This window comes from Limnohabitans sp., from assembly GCF_038134685.1.
Lineage (GTDB): Bacteria > Pseudomonadota > Gammaproteobacteria > Burkholderiales > Burkholderiaceae_C > Limnohabitans_A.
Map to the genome: position 1 here is coordinate 170,519 of NZ_JAYPVP010000001.1, position 17,325 is coordinate 187,843.

A 17,325-nucleotide genomic window follows, 5' to 3' on the forward strand; every position below is an offset into this window, starting at 1 on the left:
ACACCATCCCGTTGAGTTTGCTGGCATCAATTGTCCGGCTGGGGGCCTGTATGCCCAAGGCAATCGGCAGATCAAAGCGACCCGAATCCTTGGGCAGATCGGCGGGTGCCAGGTTGACGGTGATGCGCTGGTTGTGCGGAAAATCCAGCCCGCTGTTGAGGATGGCCGAGCGCACACGCTCGCGGGCCTCCTTGACCTCGACATCGGCCAGGCCCACCAGGGTGAAGCTGGGCAGGCCGTTGGCCATATGCACTTCAACCGTGACGGCGGGCGCTTGCAGCCCCACCAGGGCGTGGCTATGCACCAAAGCAAGACCCATATTTCCTCCCTTGCCCCATCATGGTGCACCAGCAAGGTGCGCGGGGGCGATTGTTGTGTGTGTTGTGTCTTTGCACAGGCATTCGAGCACGGATTGGGGTGACAAAGAAGGGGAAAAGCCCGAATACATGCGCTTTTGTGGGTTGGCACGGTCCGTGCTAGATGGGTGTGACCTATCTTTTAAAGGAGTTAAACCATGAAAGCTATTGCCACCAAATCCCTCGTTCTGGCTGCCTTGATCGCCGCCCCCCTGATGGCCAGCGCCCAGCTGTCGACCAACGTGTCCCTGGTGTCCAACTACAAGTTCCGTGGACAGGATCAGGACTTGAGCAAGACAACTGCGGTGAAGCCAGCTTTGCAAGGTGGTTTTGACTATGCGTTCAGCAACGGCATGTATGTGGGTAACTGGAACTCTTCAGTGAACTGGTTGACCGGTAACAGCCTTGAGATGGATGTGTACGGTGGCTATAAAGGCGAATACAGCGGTGTGGGCTACGACGTTGGCCTGCTCAAGTACGCTTACCCCGGTGCCGCCAGCGCGAACACGACTGAAGCCTATCTTGGTTTGAGCTATGGCGTCTTCAGCGCCAAATACTCCACCACCGTTTCGGATAAATATTTCGGTGCTGCTTCCAAGGTGGGTTATTTCAGTGTGTCGTACGCCCAAGAAATCAGCAAAGGGCTCACACTCAAAGCTGCAGTCGGTCATACCAATTACAAAAACAACGTTGCGGCTGCGGTTCCTGACTTCAGCGACTACTCTGTTGGCGCCTCCTATGACTTGGGTGACGGCTATAGCGTGACGGGCGCGGTTGTTGGTGCGACGAAAAAAGCGGACTTTACTGGCGATGTCAACAAAAACCGCTTCATTCTGACCTTTACCAAGGCCATGTAATTCAGGGCACTGCGCCTCAATTTTCAAAAGGAGCCATCATGAAACTGGTGACCGCCATCATCAAACCCTTCAAGCTGGACGAGGTGCGTGAAGCACTGTCGGGCATCGGCGTGCAGGGCATCACCGTAACCGAGGTCAAGGGCTTTGGTCGTCAAAAAGGCCATACCGAGCTGTACCGCGGCGCCGAGTACGTGGTCGACTTTCTGCCCAAGGTCAAGATCGAAGCGGCCGTGTCCAACGAGCTGGTCGATCGCGTGATCGAAGCCATCGAAGCTGGTGCTCGCACCGGCAAGATCGGCGACGGCAAGATCTTCGTCTATGACGTGGAACAAGTGGTCCGCATCCGCACCGGCGAGACCGGTGCCGAGGCCCTGTAATCGCCTCAGAAAGAGAGTTCAACATGAAAAAACTTTTGACTTCTGCCGCCGTAGGCCTGGGCCTGTTGGGCACCGCCGCTGTGGCGTTTGCACAAACTGCCGCCCCCGAAGCCGCGGCCGCCGTGGCCGAAGCTGCGCCTGCCGCTGCTGCTGTGGTGCCCAACAAGGGTGATACCACCTGGATGATGGTGTCCACCCTGTTGGTGTTGATGATGGCCGTGCCCGGCCTGGCGCTGTTCTACGGTGGCCTGGTGCGCAGCAAGAACATGCTGTCGGTGCTCATGCAGGTCATGGTCACCTTCTCGCTGTTGGTGGTGCTGTGGTTCATCTATGGCTACAGCCTGGCCTTTACCGAAGGCAATGCATTCATTGGTGGTTTTGACCGCCTGTTCATGAACGGCGTTTGGGACAACGTGGCTGGCACTTTTGCCAACGGCGCTACGTTCAGCAAAGGTGTCGTGATCCCCGAGATCGTGTTCGCTGCTTTCCAGGCCACGTTCGCAGGTATTACCGGTGCACTGATCGTGGGCTCGTTCGCCGAGCGCGTGAAGTTCTCGGCTGTGCTGCTGTTCATGGTGCTGTGGTTCACCTTCAGCTATGTGCCTGTGGCCCACATGGTCTGGTTCTGGATGGGTCCTGACGCCTACACCGGCAAGGAAGTGGTCGATGCGATGAACGCCAAGGCCGGTTACCTGTGGCAAATGGGTGCCCTGGACTTCGCAGGCGGTACCGTGGTGCACATCAACGCTGCAGTGGCCGGTCTGGTGGGGGCCTACATGATTGGCAAGCGCGTGGGCTACGGCAAAGAGTCCATGGCGCCTCACAGCCTGACACTGACCATGGTGGGTGCTGCCCTGCTGTGGGTGGGCTGGTTCGGTTTCAACGCTGGTTCTGCTCTGGAAGCCAACGGTTTCGCTGCCCTGGCCTTCGTGAACACCATGATCGCAACGGCTGCTGCGGTGCTGTCCTGGTCGGTGGGTGAAGCGCTGATGCGTGGTAAGGCTTCCATGCTGGGTGCCGCTTCCGGCGCTGTTGCTGGTCTGGTGGCGGTGACGCCTGCAGCCGGTAACGTTGGCATCGGTGGTGCACTGGTCATCGGTCTGATTGCTGGTTTCGTCTGCCTCTGGGGTGTCAATGGCCTCAAGAAACTGCTGGGTGCGGATGACTCGCTGGACGTGTTCGGTGTGCACGGCGTGGGCGGTATTTTGGGCGCCCTGCTGACCGGTGTGTTCAACTCGCCCGCCCTGGGTGGTCCCAGCGCTGTGGGTGACTGGGTGACTGCCACCACCATCGCCGCTGCCGACTACTCCATCAGCGCTCAGGTGCTGACGCAGGGCAAGGCCGTGCTGTTGACCATCGTGTGGTCTGCTGTGGTGTCCTTCATCGCCTACAAGATTGTGGACATGACCATCGGTCTGCGCGTCTCTGAAGAAGAAGAGCGCGAAGGTCTGGACATCTCCAGTCACGGCGAATCGGCCTACCACGGTTGACCTTCAAGGCAAAGTCGGCAACCGCTGGCTTGTCCTTCCAGCAGCCCGCAGCACTCAGGTGCGCGGGCTGTTTCTTTTGGGGTACCAAATCGGCATCTTTTGCGCTTGTGGCGGATGGCTCCGGCACAATGACCTCATGAGCACAACCCCTGCCTCCGCCTGGACCCGCATCACCACAGAGCCCGATGGTTTGGGTGAATCGCCCTTCTGGCACCCGATCGAGCAACGCCTGTATTGGGTGGACATTCCCGGCCGGCGCGTGGCCCGTGTCGTGGTGGATGGCCTGCAGGCCAGCGGTCCAGTCGAGTATTGGCAGCTTCAAGAAGAGCCCGGCTGCATTGCCCCCGCGCAAGGTGGTGGCATGGTGCTGGCGCTGCGCAGCGGCATCTACCGTGCGCCGCAATGGGGTGGTCTGCTGCACAAAATGGCGGATGCTCCGTATGACACCACCAAACAACGTTTCAACGACGGCAAGTGCGACGCCCAAGGCCGCTTCTGGGCGGGTAGCCTGTACGAGCCCAAGGACCAGCAGCTGGGCGTGCTTTACATGCTGAACGCCCAGGGCTTGCAGGCCATGCAAGCTGGCGTGACCACGGCCAACGGTCTGGCCTGGTCGCCCGATGGCCGTACCGCCTACTGGGCGGACACGGCCGCGCATCAGATACGTGCGTTTGACGCCGACCCGACAACGGGGCAGCTCTCCAACGGACGGGTGTTGCGCCAGGCAGAACCCAAACCCGCAGGCTGGGCCTGGGGCAGCGAGGTGCCCTATGGCGGACGCCCAGACGGCGCGGCGGTCGATGCCGAAGGCTGCTACTGGTCCGCCCAATATGAAGGCGGCCGCCTGCTGCGCATCGCCCCAAGTGGAGAAGTACTGACCGATGTCAGGGTTCCCGCGCTGTGCCCCACCATGCCCTGCTTTGGTGGGCCAGACCTCAAGACCCTGTTTGTGACCACCGCCCGCCATGGGCGCAGCGAGGCTGAGCTGGCGCAGAACCCCGGCTCAGGCTGCGTATTTGCCATGCGGACGGAGGTGGCGGGCTTGCCGGTGAACGCTTGGGCAGGTTATTGAAACCGGTGTCCGGGTAAATTTCCGGCACAGGCTCAATTCAAAAAATTCAAGCACGCCAGTGATCCGGGGGGTTACTATCCCGGCATGCAAGTTCAACTCAACACCCTTCAAGACGCTGTGCGTCAGGCCGCTGCCGAGCGCAAGGTGCTTCGCCTGCGTGGAGGTGGGACCAAAGACTTTCTGGGCCAGAGCCCGCAAGGCGAGGTGCTCGATACCCGAGGCTATGCCGGCATCATCAGCCATGAGCCCACCGAGCTGGTGATCACCGTCCGTGCAGGCACGCCCTTGGCCGAGGTTGAGGCCGCTTTGGCTGCCAAGGGTCAGAGTCTGGCGTTCGAGCCGCCACACTTCGGCCCAGGCGCCACAGTGGGCGGTATGGTGGCTGCAGGTCTGAGTGGCCCGGCGCGTGCCAGCGTGGGCGCGGTGCGGGACTTTATTCTGGGTGCGCGTTTCATCAACGGCAAGGGTGAAGACCTGACGTTTGGCGGGCAGGTCATGAAAAACGTGGCGGGTTATGACGTCAGCCGTTTGCTGGCGGGCAGCTGGGGCACGCTGGGCATCATCACCGAGGTTAGCCTCAAGGTCTTGCCAGTGGCGCCAGCAGAGGCGACTTTGATGTGCGCCGGGCTGGCGCAGGCCGAAGCATTGGAGTTGCTGCACCGTTGGGGCGGACAGCCCTTGCCTTTGAACGCCAGCGCCTGGGTGCACGACACCACGGCGCAGCCTGGGCAGGACATGCTGTTTGTGCGTTTGCGTGGCGCGGTGGCGGCCGTCGAGTCGGCTGTGGGCACCATGACCGCCGATGCTCAGGCTTTAGGGGCGCAAGTGACGCGCATGGACAACGCCCAGGTGGTGGCGGACTGGATGGCCAGCCGTGAACAGACCTTGCCGTTTTTCACGGCACCTTCAGATGACGCTTGTTTGTGGCGCTTGTCGCTGCCGCAAACCGCACCGGTGATGGATGTGCCTTACGCTCAATACATTGAGTGGCAAGGTGCGCAGCGCTGGTTGTGGGCTCCTGCGTCGGCAGCAACAGCCTTGCGCGAAGCCGCGCAGCGTGTAGGTGGGCATGCGACCTTGTTCCGCCAAAGTGCAGATCGCCAGGCTTCGCTCGCGATGGCGCAGGACGTGCCTGTGTTCAGCCCCATGTCCGAAACCCTGCAGCGCATCCAGCGCAATTTGCAGCAACAGTTTGACCCCCATGGCGTGTTCGCCACGGGCCGCATGGGAGCTTGATCGATGCAAACCAATCTGGCCCCCGAATACCAAGGCACACCTGATGGCCAGGAAGCCGAGGCCATTTTGCGCAAGTGCGTGCACTGTGGTTTTTGCACCGCCACCTGCCCCACCTACCAGTTGCTCGGCGACGAGCTGGACGGCCCGCGTGGCCGTATCTACCTGATCAAGCAGGTGATGGAGGGTGCGCAACCCACTCGCAAAACGCAAGAGCACCTGGACCGTTGCCTGACCTGCCGCAATTGCGAAAGCACCTGTCCCAGCGGTGTGCAGTATGGCCACCTGATCGACATCGGGCGCAAAGTGGTCGAAGCCAAAGTGCCTCGCCCCTTGCCCGAGCGCGCCGTGCGTTGGGCGCTCAAGGAATGTCTGCCCTCGCCCTTGTTTGGTCCGGCCATGAAGCTGGGTCAGCTGGTGCGCGAGGTCTTGCCCGAAAAACTCAAGGCCAAAGTGCCCGCGCCGCAAGATGCAGGCGTGTGGCCCACACGCACCCATGCGCGCAAGATGCTGATGCTGGCCGGCTGCGTGCAACCGGCCATGAGCTCCAACATCAACAGCGCCACCGCCCGCGTGCTGGATGCGTGCGGCATTGAAACCGTGATCGCACCCAAGGCAGGTTGCTGCGGTGCGGTCAAGTTCCACCTGAATGACCAGGCTGGCGGTCTGGACGAGATGCGCGCCAATATCGATGCCTGGTGGCCACAGGTCAGCAGTGGTGCGGTGGAGGCGATCGTGATGAACGCGTCGGGTTGTGGCGTTACCGTGAAGGAATATGGCCATGTGCTGCGCCATGACCCGGACTATGCCGCCAAGGCCGAGCGCATCAGTGCGTTGACGCGCGACATCAGCGAACTGCTGCCCATGCTGATGCCCGAACTTAAAGCCCAGATCCAACCTGAAGCTCTTCGCGCAGCAGGCCTGCAGGCCTACCACCCGCCGTGCACCTTGCAGCATGGGCAGCAGCTCAAAGGCGGTGTGGAGAAACACCTGTGCGAGCTGGGTTTCGAGATCAAGACCGCCTGTAACGAAGCGCACCTGTGCTGCGGCTCAGCGGGTACCTACAGCGTGCTGCAGCCCGAACTGTCGCTGCAGCTGCGCGACCGCAAGCTGGGCCACTTGAAGGCATTGGATCCGCAAGGCATTGTCAGCGCCAACATTGGCTGCATCACGCACCTGCAAGGCGGCACTGGGCTGCAGGTGCGGCACTGGATCGAGTTGCTGGATGCCGCCTTGCGTCCGGCGTCTTGAAAGCCTCAGTGTGACTGCAGCGCTTGCTCGATGGCAGTGCTGAGTTTGGCTGGCGGGGTTTGAGGCGCAAAGCGCTGTAACACCCGCCCGTCACGCCCGACCAGAAACTTGGTGAAGTTCCATTTGATGGCTCGTGTGCCCAGCAGGCCTGGGGCCTGTTGCTTGAGCCATGCGTACAGCGGATGCGTGTTGACGCCGTTGACCTCCACTTTCGCCATCATCAGAAAGCGCACACCGAAGTTGCGCTCGCAAAACTGGGCGATCTGGGCGGCGTCCCCGGGATCCTGATGGGCGAACTGGTTGCAGGGAAATCCCATGATGACCAGGCCTTGGTCTGCATAGCGCTGATGCAGTTGCTCCAGGCCGGCCAGCTGTGGGGTGAAGCCACAGGCGCTGGCCGTGTTGACGATCAGCAGGACTTTGCCTTTGTGGCTGGACAAGTCGAGCGCTTGACCGTCCAGCGTGGTGGCAGAAAAGTCGAAAACGGTGTTCATGCTTGAGCTCCAGTGGTCTTGCGTGCAGGCCAACCCACGGCCAGCAGCGCGGCCAGCAAGATCAGGCTGCCGCCCGCAGCGGTGCGCAAGCTCCATTCGGAGGCGCCCAGCAGGTAGGACGAGACGCTGGCAAACACCACCTCGGAGAGCATGACCAAGGCCGTGGTGTGTGCGGGCAACTGTGCCGCGCCGAGCTGCAAGGCAAAGTTGCCAAACAGGAAGGCGCTTGATAAAGCCAGCGCCCAAGGCAGCCATGACCCGGCGTATTCAAGAACGTTGGGCATGGGAGCGATGACGCCAGCGCCCAGGGCCAGCAAAGCGGTCAGCGTCGCCATGCTGGCACCGCCGCCGAACATGGCCAGCATGCGGGCGCTGTCAGGTGTGTCGCGCAGTTTCAGAAGCAACACATTGGTGATCGCGAAACTCAGCCCGCCCAGCAGGGCCAGCACATCAGGCAGGGATTGCGGCACGGGCCAGGGCGTCTCTGGTGTCTTGAGCACAATCACCAGTCCACACAGGGCCAAAGCCAGTCGTAACAAGGCTTTTCCGTGCGGGCGTTCACCCAGCAACCACCACGCCACCAGCACGGACCAGGCGGGCATCAGGTAAAACAGCAGCACCACCCGCACCACATCGCCCACCGTCACGGCCCAGTTGAAGCCCACATTGGTCAAGCCTGAAGCCAGCCATAACGCCCACAAGCCTGGATGACGCCAGACCTGTGCAGGCCACATGCCGCGCCAGACAAACAGCAGTGCCAGCAGGGTAAAAGCGATCAAATAGACGAGTGCGGTGGCCCACAACGGGTGCAAGCCCAGGGCTTGCAGGTTTTTGAAAGGCCACCACGATACCCCCCAGACCAGGGCGTTGATCAGCAGCGCGGCAACAGCCGGTGCCTTGCTATGGATGATCATGGCTCAGGAGAGTGAGCGTTGCTGCTGGCGCTTGCGCCACCAGCGCCACAAGAGCCAGCCCAGGCCAATGGCCAGCAAGCCCAGGATGCCATGCTGGAAGCGGTGCAGCATGCTGAACATCCAGTCCCAGTTCTGGGCACCAAAGTAGCCCAGGTAGACCCAGATGGGCACGCTGATCAGGGCGGCCACGCCGTCCATCAGCAACCAGGTCGCAAAACTCACGCGGTGGCTCATGCCCGCAAAGAAAAACACCGGCGTGCGCAGGCCAGGCAGAAAGCGGGCTACAAACATGACCCAGCGGCCATATTTGTGGAATGCGTCCTGGGCGCTCGCATAGCGCTCAGGTGTGAGAACTTTGCGAAAACCGGGCAGGCGTTGTACGCGTTGGCCATACACGCGGCCCAATATGAACATGGTGCCGTCGCCAATCAGGACGCCTGCCATGCCCACGGCGAACATGGTGTGCACATCGGCGTGCCCGAGTCCGGCAATCACGCCGCCTGTCAGCAAGGTCACATCTTCAGGGACAGGTACGCCAAAGCCGCAGATCAGCAGCATCACGAACACGGCGATGTAGCCGTATTCGGTAAACAGGGGCATCAGGGCGTTGAAGACTTCCATCTGTACACATGCTGCTGTGCAGCAAAAAAGTTTGCACCGTTGAGGTGCCGCGCGCCAGTGTAAAGCATTTGCTGCAATAGACCGGGCAGATCCCGCAAGGCCTTGTCCTTTGGTGGCACACTTGACGCATCGTTTGATCTGTCACAGGTTTTGTTTTCATGCCCCGTCCCATACAAGCCCTTATTGATCCGCAGGCCATTCGCCATAACCTGGCGCGTGTGCGTGCGGCGGCGGGGGATGCCAACGTCTGGGCTGTGGTCAAGGCCAATGCGTACGGCCACGGCATCGAGCGCGTGTTTGACGCCATGCGCAGTGCGGACGGATTTGCCTTGCTGGACCTGAGCGAGGCCGAGCGCGTACGCGCCCTGGGTTGGCGTGGCCCCATCTTGCTGCTTGAAGGTGTGTTCGAAGCGCGTGACCTGGAGTTGTGCTCGCGTCTTGGCCTGTGGCACACGGTGCATTGCGACGAGCAAATCGACATGCTCGCGTCGCACAAGACGCATGCACCCCATCGGGTCTTCCTGAAAATGAATTCGGGCATGAACCGTTTGGGTTTCACGCCGGACCGTTACCGCGCGGCTTGGGCGAGGCTCAATGCCCTGACGCAGGTGGATGAGATTTCCCACATGACCCACTTCAGCGATGCCGATGGCGACAAAGGCATTGCAGAACAAGTGCAACGCTTCGTGCAGGCCTCGCAAGACTTGCCGGGCGAACGCAGTGTGGCCAACAGCGCGGCCGTGCTGCGGCACTGTGAACAAGCGGGTGTACGTGCGGATTGGGTGCGACCGGGCATTGCGGTGTATGGCAGTTCGCCAGACCACCCGCAGCACAGCAGCGCTCAGTGGGACTTGCAACCTGCCATGAGTTTGCGTGCCCGCATCATCGGCGTGCAGCATGTGCAGCCTGGTGATACCGTGGGCTACGGCTCCTCGTTCAAGGCGGATCAGCCCACGCGCGTTGGGGTTGTCGCTTGCGGGTATGCCGATGGTTACCCGCGCATTTGCCCTACAGGCACGCCGGTGCTGGTGGATGGGGTGCGTTCGCGCACGTTGGGGCGTGTCAGCATGGACATGTTGGCCGTCGATTTGTCTGCCTTGCCCGACGCCGGGATGGGGTCCGAGATTACGCTGTGGGGGCGCTCCTCGCAAGGCGCGGTGCTGCCCATAGATGAGGTGGCTGCCCACGCCCAGACCCTGGGCTATGAACTCATGTGTGCGCTGGCGCAGCGTGTCCCTGTGACGGTGCTGGAAAGCGCTAGCGAATAAAGGCGTCATAGCCGGTCTTGGCAACCAGGGCCAGTACCACCACCATGAAGGCCACGCGGACAAAGCCTGCCCCGTGTTTGAGCGCCAGGCGGGTACCGATCAAACTGCCCACCACATTGGCCAGTGCCATGGCCAAAGCCAAATGCCACCATACATGGCCCTTGAGGGCAAATAGCACCAAGGCCGAAAAATTGGTTGCGGTGTTGACCAGCTTGGCCGCAGCCGAGGCATTCAAAAAGTCGTAGCCCAGCAGGCGCACAAAAGCAAACACCAGAAAACTGCCGGTACCCGGGCCAAAGAAGCCATCGTAAAAACCAATCACCAGGCCAATGCCTGCGGCCAGCCGGGCTTCGTGGTCTGCCCTCCAGCGCGGGGCATGCACACGCCCCAGGTCCTTGCGGGCCAAGGTGTACAGCAGCAACAAAGCCAGCAATATCGGCAAGAGCTTGCGTAAAAAACCGGGGTCAATCTGCGTGACGGTCCATGCGCCTGCCAAAGAGCCCAACAGGCCTGCGATGGCGGCGGGCCAAAGCGATGAGGTTCTGAGTTGTACTTTGCGGCTGTACTGGTAACTGGCAAAAGCCGTGCCCCAGATGGACGCGCTTTTATTGCTGCCAAACAAGGTGGCCGGCGCGGCCTGAGGAAAGACGGCAAACAAGGCCGGCAACAGAATCAGGCCGCCACCGCCCACGATGGCGTCCACCAGCCCGGCCATGAGCGAGGCCAACGAAACGATCAGGATATCCATCAGGGCGATTGTGGCGGGTATTGCGTTGCGGACGAAAAAAAAGCGCCGCAATTGCGGCGCCATGAATCACATCTGTTTTGATGCAGAGGTTTGGTGTTTGAGTTTTCCGGTTGTCTCCTCGGCCCTCATGATGCAGGCTTGGCCTGTCATCGATAGATTGCACTGTATCGGTTCATGCCTTGCTTGGGTCTCAGGGATTTCCCGAAAATCGGGAAATCCCCATGTTGTATTTGGACAAAAAGAATACTTGTGGGCGCCTATTGCCCACTGGTGATCCAACCTGCAGCCTTTTCCGCCATCATGAGCGTGGGGCTGTTGGTGTTGCCGCTGGTGATGGTGGGCATGGCGCCGGCATCGACCACCCGCAGGCCGCGCACACCGCGCACCCGCAGCTGCGAATCCAGCACCGCCATCGGGTCGTCGGTACGGCCCATGCGGGTGGTGCCCACCGGGTGAAAGATGGTGCTGGCAATGTCCCCGGCCAGGCGGGCAAGCTCTTCGTCGCTTTGGTATTGCACGCCGGGTTTGAATTCTTCGGGCTGGTACTTGGCCATGGCGGGCTGCTGCAGGATGCGTCGCGTCACGCGCAGGCTGTCGGCGGCCACCTGACGGTCTTCGTCGGTGGCCAGGTAGTTGGGCGCGATTGCGGGGGCGTCTTCAAAGCGCGGCGTCTTGATGTGCACCGTGCCCCTGCTGGTGGGGTTGAGGTTGCACACACTGGCGGTGATGGCCGGAAAGCGGTGCAGCGGCTCGCCAAAGGCGTCCAGGCTCAGCGGCTGGACGTGGTACTGGATGTTGGGCCAAGGGCGGGACGGGTCGCTTTTGGTGAAGGCGCCCAACTGGCTGGGCGCCATGCTCATCGGGCCGCTGCGTTTAAGCAGGTATTCCGCGCCGATCATGGCTTTGCCCCAGAGCGAGTTGGCCAGGGTGTTGAGGGTGCGGGCGTTTTTCACCTTGAAGACAGTGCGGATTTGCAGGTGGTCTTGCAAGTTCGCGCCTACCCCGGGCAGGTGGTGCACCGGCGTGACGCCGCGCTCGCGCAGCAGGTCGGTGTCGCCAATGCCCGAAAGTTCGAGGATCTGCACCGAGCCGATGCTGCCGGCGCTGAGCACCACCTCGGCATGGGCGTGCGCGGTTTGCCGCTGGCCCGTGACCACCGCCTCGACGCCAGTGCAGCGCAGGGTGCCGTTGGCGTCCCGCTCGATCAACAGGCGGCTGACCTGGGCCTGCGTCCATAGCGTGAAATTGGGGCGCTGGGTGCAGACCGGGCGCACAAACGCCTTGGTGGCGTTCCAACGCCAACCGCTTTTCTGGTTGACCTCGAAATAGCTCACGCCCTCGTTGTTGCCCCGGTTGAAGTCGTCGGTGGCTGGAATGCCCGCCTGCTGTGCGGCCTGGGCGAAGGCGTCGAGCACGTCCCAACGCAGGCGTTGTTTTTCGATGCGCCACTCGCCGCCCGCGCGGTGAAATGCGCTGCTGCCTTTGTAATGGTCTTCGTGCTGCAAAAAAGCGGGCAGGCAGTGTTCCCAGCGCCAGTGGTCGTCGCCGGTGATCTCGGCCCACTGGTCGTAGTCGCGCGACTGGCCGCGCATGTAAATCATGCCGTTGATGCTGGAGCACCCGCCCATCACCTTGCCCCGAGGGTAGCGAAGCGTGCGCCCGTTCAGGCCCGCAGCAGGCTCGGTCTGGTAGAGCCAGTCGGTGCGCGGGTTGCCGATGCAATACAGGTAACCCACCGGGATGTGCACCCAGTGGTAATCGTCCTTCTTGCCCGCTTCGATCAGGAGCACACGTTTGCTGGAGTCGGCGCTCAGCCGGTTGGCCAGCAGGCTGCCGGCTGTGCCGCCGCCGACGATGATGTAGTCGAAGGTGTTGTCGCTCATTTGGATGTCGGCATCACAAACTCGGCGCCTTTGGCGATGCTTTCGGGCCAACGTTGCATGATCGATTTTTGCTTGGTGTAGAAGCGCACACCCTCTTCGCCATACGCGTGCATGTCGCCAAACAGCGAGCGCTTCCAGCCACCAAAGCCGTGCCAGGCCATGGGCACCGGAATCGGCACGTTGATGCCCACCATGCCCACCTGGATGCGGCGCGCAAACTCGCGCGCCACATTGCCGTCGCGCGTGAAGCAGCTCACACCGTTGCCGAACTCGTGGTCGTTGATGATCTGCACCGCCTTGGCAAAGTCGGGTACCCGCACGCATGACAGCACCGGGCCAAAGATTTCTTCCTTGTAGATCTTCATGTCGGTCGTGACGTGGTCGAACAGCGTGCCGCCGAGCCAGAAGCCCTCGTCGCAACCCGTACCGGCTTTGGCGCCGTCAAACTGGCGGCCATCCACCAAAAGCTTGGCACCTTCGGCCACACCCGCGTCGATGTAGCCTTTGATGCGGCTGCGCGCCGCATCGGTCACGATGGGGCCCATTTCGGCGGCGAGGTTCTCGCCGTCCAGCACCTTCAGTGCTTTGGTGCGTTCGATCAGCTTGGGCATGATTTTGTCGGCCACGTCGCCCACCAGCACGGCAACAGAAATGGCCATGCAGCGCTCGCCGGCCGAGCCATAGGCGGCGCCGATCAGCGCGTCCACCGCCTGGTCGATGTCGGCATCGGGCATGACCACCATGTGGTTCTTGGCACCGCCCAGCGCCTGCACACGCTTGCCGTGGTGGGCGCCGGTTTCGTAGATGTAGTTGGCGATCGGGGTGGAGCCCACGAAGCTGATGGCTTTCACATCGGGGTGCACCAGCAGCGCGTCCACGGCTTCCTTGTCCCCCTGCACCACATTGAACACGCCGTCAGGCAGTCCGGCTTGCTTGAGCAAATCGGCAATGAAGAGCGAGGGCGAAGGGTCGAGCGGGCTGGGCTTGAGCACGAAGGTGTTGCCCGCGGCAATCGCGACCGGGAACATCCACATGGGCACCATGACCGGAAAGTTGAAGGGTGTGATGCCCGCCACCACACCCAGCGGCTGGCGCAGGGTCCAGTTGTCGATGCCGGTGGACACCTGCTCGGTGTAGTCGCCCTTGAGCAGTTGCGGGATGCCAGTGGCGAACTCGACGATCTCGATGCCGCGTGTGACTTCGCCTTGCGCATCGGTGAACACCTTGCCGTGCTCGGCGGTGATCATGTGCGCCAGTGTGTCTTTGTGCTGGTTAAGCAGCTCCAGAAATTTGAACATGATGCGCGCCCGGCGCAGCGGCGGCGTGTCGGCCCAGGCGGGGAAGGCAGCTTGCGCAGCAGCCACGGCTTTGTCTACTTCGGTACTGTTGGCCAGGTGAACTTGGCCTGTTACGGCGCCTGTTGCGGGGTTGGTGACCTGTTGTTTGCGGCCTGATGCGCCGGCAACTTGTTGGCCGTCGACGTAGTGCCCGATATTTGCAATGCTCATGATTGTTTCCTCTGTGGGAGCGGTCTTGGACCGCGAAAACAGCGTGCGATGGTTCCAGTCTAAAAAACCTGTTCGCAAACGACAAGCCATCCAAATTGAATTGATTGTTCAAAATAGTGAACAATCTGGAGATGGATACACAAAAAATCAGCACGTTCTGGAGCCATCTGTATTGGCTCAGTGTCTTGGATCAACAAGGCAGTTACACCGCAGCAGCGGCCCGGTTGGGCGTGAGCAAGGCGGCGGTGAGCCAGCGTATCGCAGAGTTGGAACGTGCTGCGCGTGTACCCCTGGTTCAACGCACTACGCGCAGCGTGCGCTTGACCGAAGCGGGGCAGCGATTGGTGGACGACACCCGGGCCTCGTTTGAGCAAATTGCCCAAAGCTTTGAACAGGTTCGCGATCTGGCTGAACAGCCCAGCGGTCTGATTCGGGTCACCGCGCCGGTTGCGTTGGCACGCCAGCAACTCATGCCGTTGTTGACGGAGTTTTTACGCCTGCATCCGCAAGTGCGTCTGGAGTTGGACATGGCTGACCGCTTGCGCGCGCTGGCGACGGAGGGTTTTGATCTGGCCATCCGGCACACTGAGCGTGCGCCCGATACCCACGTCGCCTGGGCGCTGTGTGATACGGACTCGGTGCTTGTGGCGACGCGGGCTTATTTGCGTCGTGCGGGCGTTCCCAAAGCGCCCGAAGATTTGCAAGAACACAATTGCCTGCATTACCCGCGTTCGCAAGAAACGCCGGTCTGGAGTTTTTCGCCACTCAAGGCGCCCAGGAAACGAGAGCACATCAATGTGCCTGTGCGGGGCAGTTTGGCCGCCAACAACAGTGAGGCTTTGCGTGAGGCGGCGCTCGCCGGTGCGGGCATTGCTTTGCTGCCGGACTTCTCGGCGCAGGAGGCTTTACTGAAAGGGCAGTTGCTTCAGGTCTTGCCCGATTGGCAAGTCGATGGTGGTTTTGCGCGGCACATCTTTGCCATCCGTCCCTACACGCCGCATGTGCCACGTGCGGTCTCTGCCCTGGTGGCACATTTGCGCAAGGGCTTGGCGCAGGGCTTTGCTGTGCAGTGATGGCGGGTGTTCAACCGGCCAGCGCCGGAAACAGCTTGTGCAGACCGTTGGCCATCACCTCAACGGCGAGCGCGGCCAGGATCAGACCCATCAAACGTGTCATGACGTTGATGCCTGTCTGACCCAGTACCCGTGCAATCGGGGTGGCTAGGGAAAAACACAAAGCGGTTGCGCCCGCCACCACCACGCCGTAGCCCACCAGAGTCAGCAGCTGAAAGGCGTTCTTGGCTTGCTCTGCGTAGATCACCACGGTGGACATGGTGGCGGGGCCTGTGAGCAAAGGGATGGTCAGGGGCACCACGGCAATGCTGTCCTTGATGCCTGCGCTTTGAATTTCATCTGCGTTGGCCCGAGCTTCGGCAGGTTGGGCGTTGATCATGGACAACGCCGAGGTCATGAGCAGCAGGCCCCCACCGACCTGAAAGCTGGCCAGAGAGATGCCAAAGAATTCGAGAATTTGCAAGCCCAGCAAGGCGCTCGCGGCAATCACTGTGAAGGCCGTGAAGGACGAGATCAGTACCGTGCGTTGGCGCTGAACCCGGCTGAAACCTTGTGTGTAGTGGATGAAAAAAGGCACGATCGCCAAAGGGTTGACGATGGCCAGCAAAGTGATGAGGGGCTTGAAGTCCATGCGTCCATTGTGCCGTCAGATCAGCGCCCTCCGGAGATGTCGATCAAACTCATGGTGGTGTAGTTGATAGTCACAGCCCCGCCTTGCTGCGCGGCCAGTGTGCAGGTGGCTGCACCGATGCCTCGGCTGCCACCGGTCACCAACAAGACTTTCTCCATGACCTCTCCTGGGCAAGAATGGCGAACAAGCGTTACAAACGCATGGTTCGCATTAAACCTCAGCAAGGAGACAACATGGGTCACACAGTCGACTACTACCTCGCCCCTCAAAGTCCCTGGACCTATTTGGGCCACCAGCGCTTTGCCGACATGGTGCACCGCACAAGTTCGGTGGTGCGCATTCGGCCGATGGATTTGGGCAAGGTGTTTCCGGTGTCGGGTGGGTTGCCCTTGGGCCAGCGTGCGCCCCAAAGGCTGGCATACCGGCTCACGGAGTTGGCACGTTTTCGTGATCACTTGGGTCTGCCGATGAATCTGCAGCCCAGGTTTTTTCCGGTGGCCGGAGATCCTTCGGCACGCTTGATTCTGGCTGCCGATATGGCGCTGGGCGCTGATGCAGCCATGAAAGTGGCGGGCGCCGTGCTGACAGCGTGTTGGTCGCAGGAGCGCAACATTGCCGATGCGCAAGTGCTGACCGAGCTGCTGCAAGAGCAGGGCTTGCCTGCCAGTTTGCTGGAGCAAGCTCAGCAGGCCGAGGTGCAGTCGCGCTACGAAGCCTGCACACAAGCGGCCATTGATGCAGGCGTATTTGGATCGCCCAGTTATGTGATTCGTGACGAGATTTTCTGGGGGCAGGATCGACTGGACTTTGTCGAACGTGCTCTGACCCAAGTTTGAACAAGGAGTCCGCGATGGGACAAATGATTGAATTGATCGCTGCTGATGGCGCACGTATTCCAGCGTATGAAGCCCGACCGCAAGGTCAGCCTCGCGGGGCCGTCGTGGTGATCCAGGAAATCTTTGGCGTTAACAGCCACATTCGCAGTGTTGCGGATGGCTATGCTCAACAAGGCTATCTGGCGGTGGCACCTGCGTGCTTTCATCGCGCCAAGCCAGGCGTGGAGCTGGGCTACAGCGAGGCCGACATGGGGGAAGGTTTTGGCTACAAGACAGCAGTCGAGGCCTTGCCCGCACCGGGTGTGCTCCAAGACATCCAGGCCGCGATTGACCATGCTGCAAATGCTTCGGGCGGCAAGGTGGGCATCGTGGGGTATTGCTGGGGTGGTTTGCTGACCTGGCGATCTGCCTGCCTGCTCAAAGGCTTGAGTGCAGCCGTGCCGTATTACGGAGGTGGCATGACCACCGAGGCCGAGGTGGCACGCAAGCCGTCAGTGCCTGTCCTGGCGCACTTTGCCGAAATTGACAAGTGGATACCGATGGACGGCGTCGTTGACTTTCAGACGTTGCATCCCGAGGTTCGGGTGTACACCTACGAGGCGCACCACGGCTTCAATTGTGACCAGCGCGCCGCATGGCACGCACCTTCGGCCAAACTTGCTCGCGAGCGCACGCTGGCGTTCTTCGCTGAACACCTCGGGTGATTTCCTGGC

18 protein-coding genes and 1 pseudogene are annotated in these 17,325 nt (G+C 61.2%); 10 read left to right on the forward strand and 9 right to left on the reverse strand.

Going from position 1 to position 17,325, the window contains the following annotated elements; all coding sequences use genetic code 11:
- Positions 1–319: magnesium chelatase domain-containing protein (locus AAFM15_RS00780; RefSeq protein WP_341684789.1), on the reverse strand; the 319-nt coding region annotated here is incomplete at its 3' end.
- 195 nt (positions 320–514) lie between these two features.
- Here AAFM15_RS00780 and AAFM15_RS00785 point away from each other — a divergent pair.
- From AAFM15_RS00785 to glcF, 6 genes are all read left to right on the forward strand, one after another.
- Positions 515–1,213 carry a TorF family putative porin gene (locus tag AAFM15_RS00785; protein WP_341684790.1) on the forward strand — a complete coding sequence of 233 codons (699 nt, stop codon included), beginning with the start codon at positions 515–517 and terminating at the stop codon, positions 1,211–1,213.
- 38 nt (positions 1,214–1,251) lie between these two features.
- Positions 1,252–1,590, forward strand: coding sequence for a P-II family nitrogen regulator (locus AAFM15_RS00790; protein ID WP_341684791.1), 339 nt, complete (start codon positions 1,252–1,254; stop codon positions 1,588–1,590).
- A gap of 23 nt (positions 1,591–1,613) precedes the next feature.
- Complete coding sequence (locus tag AAFM15_RS00795) at positions 1,614–3,080, forward strand: ammonium transporter (protein ID WP_341684792.1); 1,467 nt, start codon at positions 1,614–1,616, stop codon at positions 3,078–3,080.
- A gap of 136 nt (positions 3,081–3,216) precedes the next feature.
- Positions 3,217–4,152 (forward strand): SMP-30/gluconolactonase/LRE family protein, encoded by a 936-nt coding sequence (locus tag AAFM15_RS00800; RefSeq protein WP_341684793.1) that lies wholly within the window; start codon positions 3,217–3,219, stop codon positions 4,150–4,152.
- 84 nt (positions 4,153–4,236) lie between these two features.
- Positions 4,237–5,388, forward strand: a complete 1,152-nt coding sequence (gene glcE / locus AAFM15_RS00805; protein ID WP_341684794.1) for a glycolate oxidase subunit GlcE — start codon at positions 4,237–4,239, stop codon at positions 5,386–5,388.
- Positions 5,389–5,391: 3 nt separating this feature from the next.
- Positions 5,392–6,636, forward strand: a complete 1,245-nt coding sequence (gene glcF / locus AAFM15_RS00810) for a glycolate oxidase subunit GlcF (RefSeq protein WP_341684795.1) — start codon at positions 5,392–5,394, stop codon at positions 6,634–6,636.
- Positions 6,637–6,641: 5 nt separating this feature from the next.
- Here glcF and AAFM15_RS00815 read toward each other — a convergent pair whose 3' ends face one another.
- The 3 genes from AAFM15_RS00815 to AAFM15_RS00825 are packed head-to-tail and all read right to left on the reverse strand — an operon-like array spanning position 6,642 to position 8,665.
- A complete protein-coding gene (locus AAFM15_RS00815) occupies positions 6,642–7,130 on the reverse strand; it encodes a glutathione peroxidase (RefSeq protein ID WP_341684796.1) in 489 nt (162 codons plus the stop codon).
- Positions 7,127–8,044: a DMT family transporter gene (locus AAFM15_RS00820; protein ID WP_341684797.1), complete on the reverse strand. Its 918-nt coding sequence runs from the start codon at positions 8,042–8,044 to the stop codon at positions 7,127–7,129. Before AAFM15_RS00820 ends, AAFM15_RS00815 begins: the two co-directional genes overlap by 4 nt.
- Positions 8,045–8,047: 3 nt before the next feature.
- Complete coding sequence (locus tag AAFM15_RS00825) at positions 8,048–8,665, reverse strand: DedA family protein (RefSeq protein ID WP_341684798.1); 618 nt, start codon at positions 8,663–8,665, stop codon at positions 8,048–8,050.
- A gap of 158 nt (positions 8,666–8,823) precedes the next feature.
- Here AAFM15_RS00825 and alr point away from each other — a divergent pair, with 158 nt between their 5' ends.
- Positions 8,824–9,933 carry an alanine racemase gene (gene alr, locus AAFM15_RS00830; RefSeq protein WP_341684799.1) on the forward strand — a complete coding sequence of 370 codons (1,110 nt, stop codon included), beginning with the start codon at positions 8,824–8,826 and terminating at the stop codon, positions 9,931–9,933.
- Here the strand turns inward: alr and AAFM15_RS00835 are convergent.
- The 3 genes from AAFM15_RS00835 to AAFM15_RS00845 form a co-directional block, all read right to left on the reverse strand.
- Positions 9,923–10,681, reverse strand: coding sequence for a TSUP family transporter (locus AAFM15_RS00835; RefSeq protein WP_341684800.1), 759 nt, complete (start codon positions 10,679–10,681; stop codon positions 9,923–9,925). The genes alr and AAFM15_RS00835 overlap by 11 nt on opposite strands.
- A gap of 257 nt (positions 10,682–10,938) precedes the next feature.
- Positions 10,939–12,564 (reverse strand): GMC family oxidoreductase N-terminal domain-containing protein, encoded by a 1,626-nt coding sequence (locus AAFM15_RS00840; RefSeq protein ID WP_341684801.1) that lies wholly within the window; start codon positions 12,562–12,564, stop codon positions 10,939–10,941.
- Positions 12,561–14,072: a CoA-acylating methylmalonate-semialdehyde dehydrogenase gene (locus AAFM15_RS00845; protein ID WP_341684802.1), complete on the reverse strand. Its 1,512-nt coding sequence runs from the start codon at positions 14,070–14,072 to the stop codon at positions 12,561–12,563. Before AAFM15_RS00845 ends, AAFM15_RS00840 begins: the two co-directional genes overlap by 4 nt.
- A 131-nt stretch (positions 14,073–14,203) precedes the next feature.
- Here AAFM15_RS00845 and AAFM15_RS00850 point away from each other — a divergent pair, with 131 nt between their 5' ends.
- The gene (locus AAFM15_RS00850) at positions 14,204–15,145 is read left to right on the forward strand and encodes a LysR family transcriptional regulator (protein ID WP_341684803.1); all 942 of its coding nucleotides are present in this window, start codon (positions 14,204–14,206) and stop codon (positions 15,143–15,145) included.
- Between the two features lie 10 nt (positions 15,146–15,155).
- Here AAFM15_RS00850 and AAFM15_RS00855 read toward each other — a convergent pair whose 3' ends face one another.
- Entirely contained in the window at positions 15,156–15,776 is a 621-nt protein-coding gene (locus AAFM15_RS00855) for a MarC family protein (RefSeq protein WP_341684804.1), read from the reverse strand.
- A gap of 44 nt (positions 15,777–15,820) precedes the next feature.
- Positions 15,821–15,934: pseudogene (locus AAFM15_RS00860) on the reverse strand (NAD(P)-dependent oxidoreductase); the annotation flags it as partial.
- Between the two features lie 75 nt (positions 15,935–16,009).
- Here AAFM15_RS00860 and AAFM15_RS00865 point away from each other — a divergent pair.
- Positions 16,010–16,612, forward strand: coding sequence for a 2-hydroxychromene-2-carboxylate isomerase (locus AAFM15_RS00865; RefSeq protein ID WP_341684805.1), 603 nt, complete (start codon positions 16,010–16,012; stop codon positions 16,610–16,612).
- A gap of 14 nt (positions 16,613–16,626) precedes the next feature.
- Positions 16,627–17,316: a dienelactone hydrolase family protein gene (locus tag AAFM15_RS00870; RefSeq protein WP_341684806.1), complete on the forward strand. Its 690-nt coding sequence runs from the start codon at positions 16,627–16,629 to the stop codon at positions 17,314–17,316.
- The last annotated feature ends 9 nt before the right edge of the window (positions 17,317–17,325 follow it).

Bases quoted from the DNA above. Each gene is read 5' to 3' on its own strand.
- AAFM15_RS00785 (WP_341684790.1), top strand. From the start codon at position 515: ATGAAAGCTATTGCCACCAAATCCCTCGTTCTGGCTGCCTTGATCGCC.
- AAFM15_RS00790 (WP_341684791.1), top strand. From the start codon at position 1,252: ATGAAACTGGTGACCGCCATCATCAAACCCTTCAAGCTGGACGAGGTG.
- AAFM15_RS00795 (WP_341684792.1), top strand. From the start codon at position 1,614: ATGAAAAAACTTTTGACTTCTGCCGCCGTAGGCCTGGGCCTGTTGGGC.
- AAFM15_RS00800 (WP_341684793.1), top strand. From the start codon at position 3,217: ATGAGCACAACCCCTGCCTCCGCCTGGACCCGCATCACCACAGAGCCC.
- glcE (WP_341684794.1), top strand. From the start codon at position 4,237: ATGCAAGTTCAACTCAACACCCTTCAAGACGCTGTGCGTCAGGCCGCT.
- glcF (WP_341684795.1), top strand. From the start codon at position 5,392: ATGCAAACCAATCTGGCCCCCGAATACCAAGGCACACCTGATGGCCAG.
- AAFM15_RS00815 (WP_341684796.1), bottom strand. From the start codon at position 7,130: ATGAACACCGTTTTCGACTTTTCTGCCACCACGCTGGACGGTCAAGCG.
- AAFM15_RS00820 (WP_341684797.1), bottom strand. From the start codon at position 8,044: ATGATCATCCATAGCAAGGCACCGGCTGTTGCCGCGCTGCTGATCAAC.
- AAFM15_RS00825 (WP_341684798.1), bottom strand. From the start codon at position 8,665: ATGGAAGTCTTCAACGCCCTGATGCCCCTGTTTACCGAATACGGCTAC.
- alr (WP_341684799.1), top strand. From the start codon at position 8,824: ATGCCCCGTCCCATACAAGCCCTTATTGATCCGCAGGCCATTCGCCAT.
- AAFM15_RS00835 (WP_341684800.1), bottom strand. From the start codon at position 10,681: ATGGATATCCTGATCGTTTCGTTGGCCTCGCTCATGGCCGGGCTGGTG.
- AAFM15_RS00840 (WP_341684801.1), bottom strand. From the start codon at position 12,564: ATGAGCGACAACACCTTCGACTACATCATCGTCGGCGGCGGCACAGCC.
- AAFM15_RS00845 (WP_341684802.1), bottom strand. From the start codon at position 14,072: ATGAGCATTGCAAATATCGGGCACTACGTCGACGGCCAACAAGTTGCC.
- AAFM15_RS00850 (WP_341684803.1), top strand. From the start codon at position 14,204: ATGGATACACAAAAAATCAGCACGTTCTGGAGCCATCTGTATTGGCTC.
- AAFM15_RS00855 (WP_341684804.1), bottom strand. From the start codon at position 15,776: ATGGACTTCAAGCCCCTCATCACTTTGCTGGCCATCGTCAACCCTTTG.
- AAFM15_RS00865 (WP_341684805.1), top strand. From the start codon at position 16,010: ATGGGTCACACAGTCGACTACTACCTCGCCCCTCAAAGTCCCTGGACC.
- AAFM15_RS00870 (WP_341684806.1), top strand. From the start codon at position 16,627: ATGGGACAAATGATTGAATTGATCGCTGCTGATGGCGCACGTATTCCA.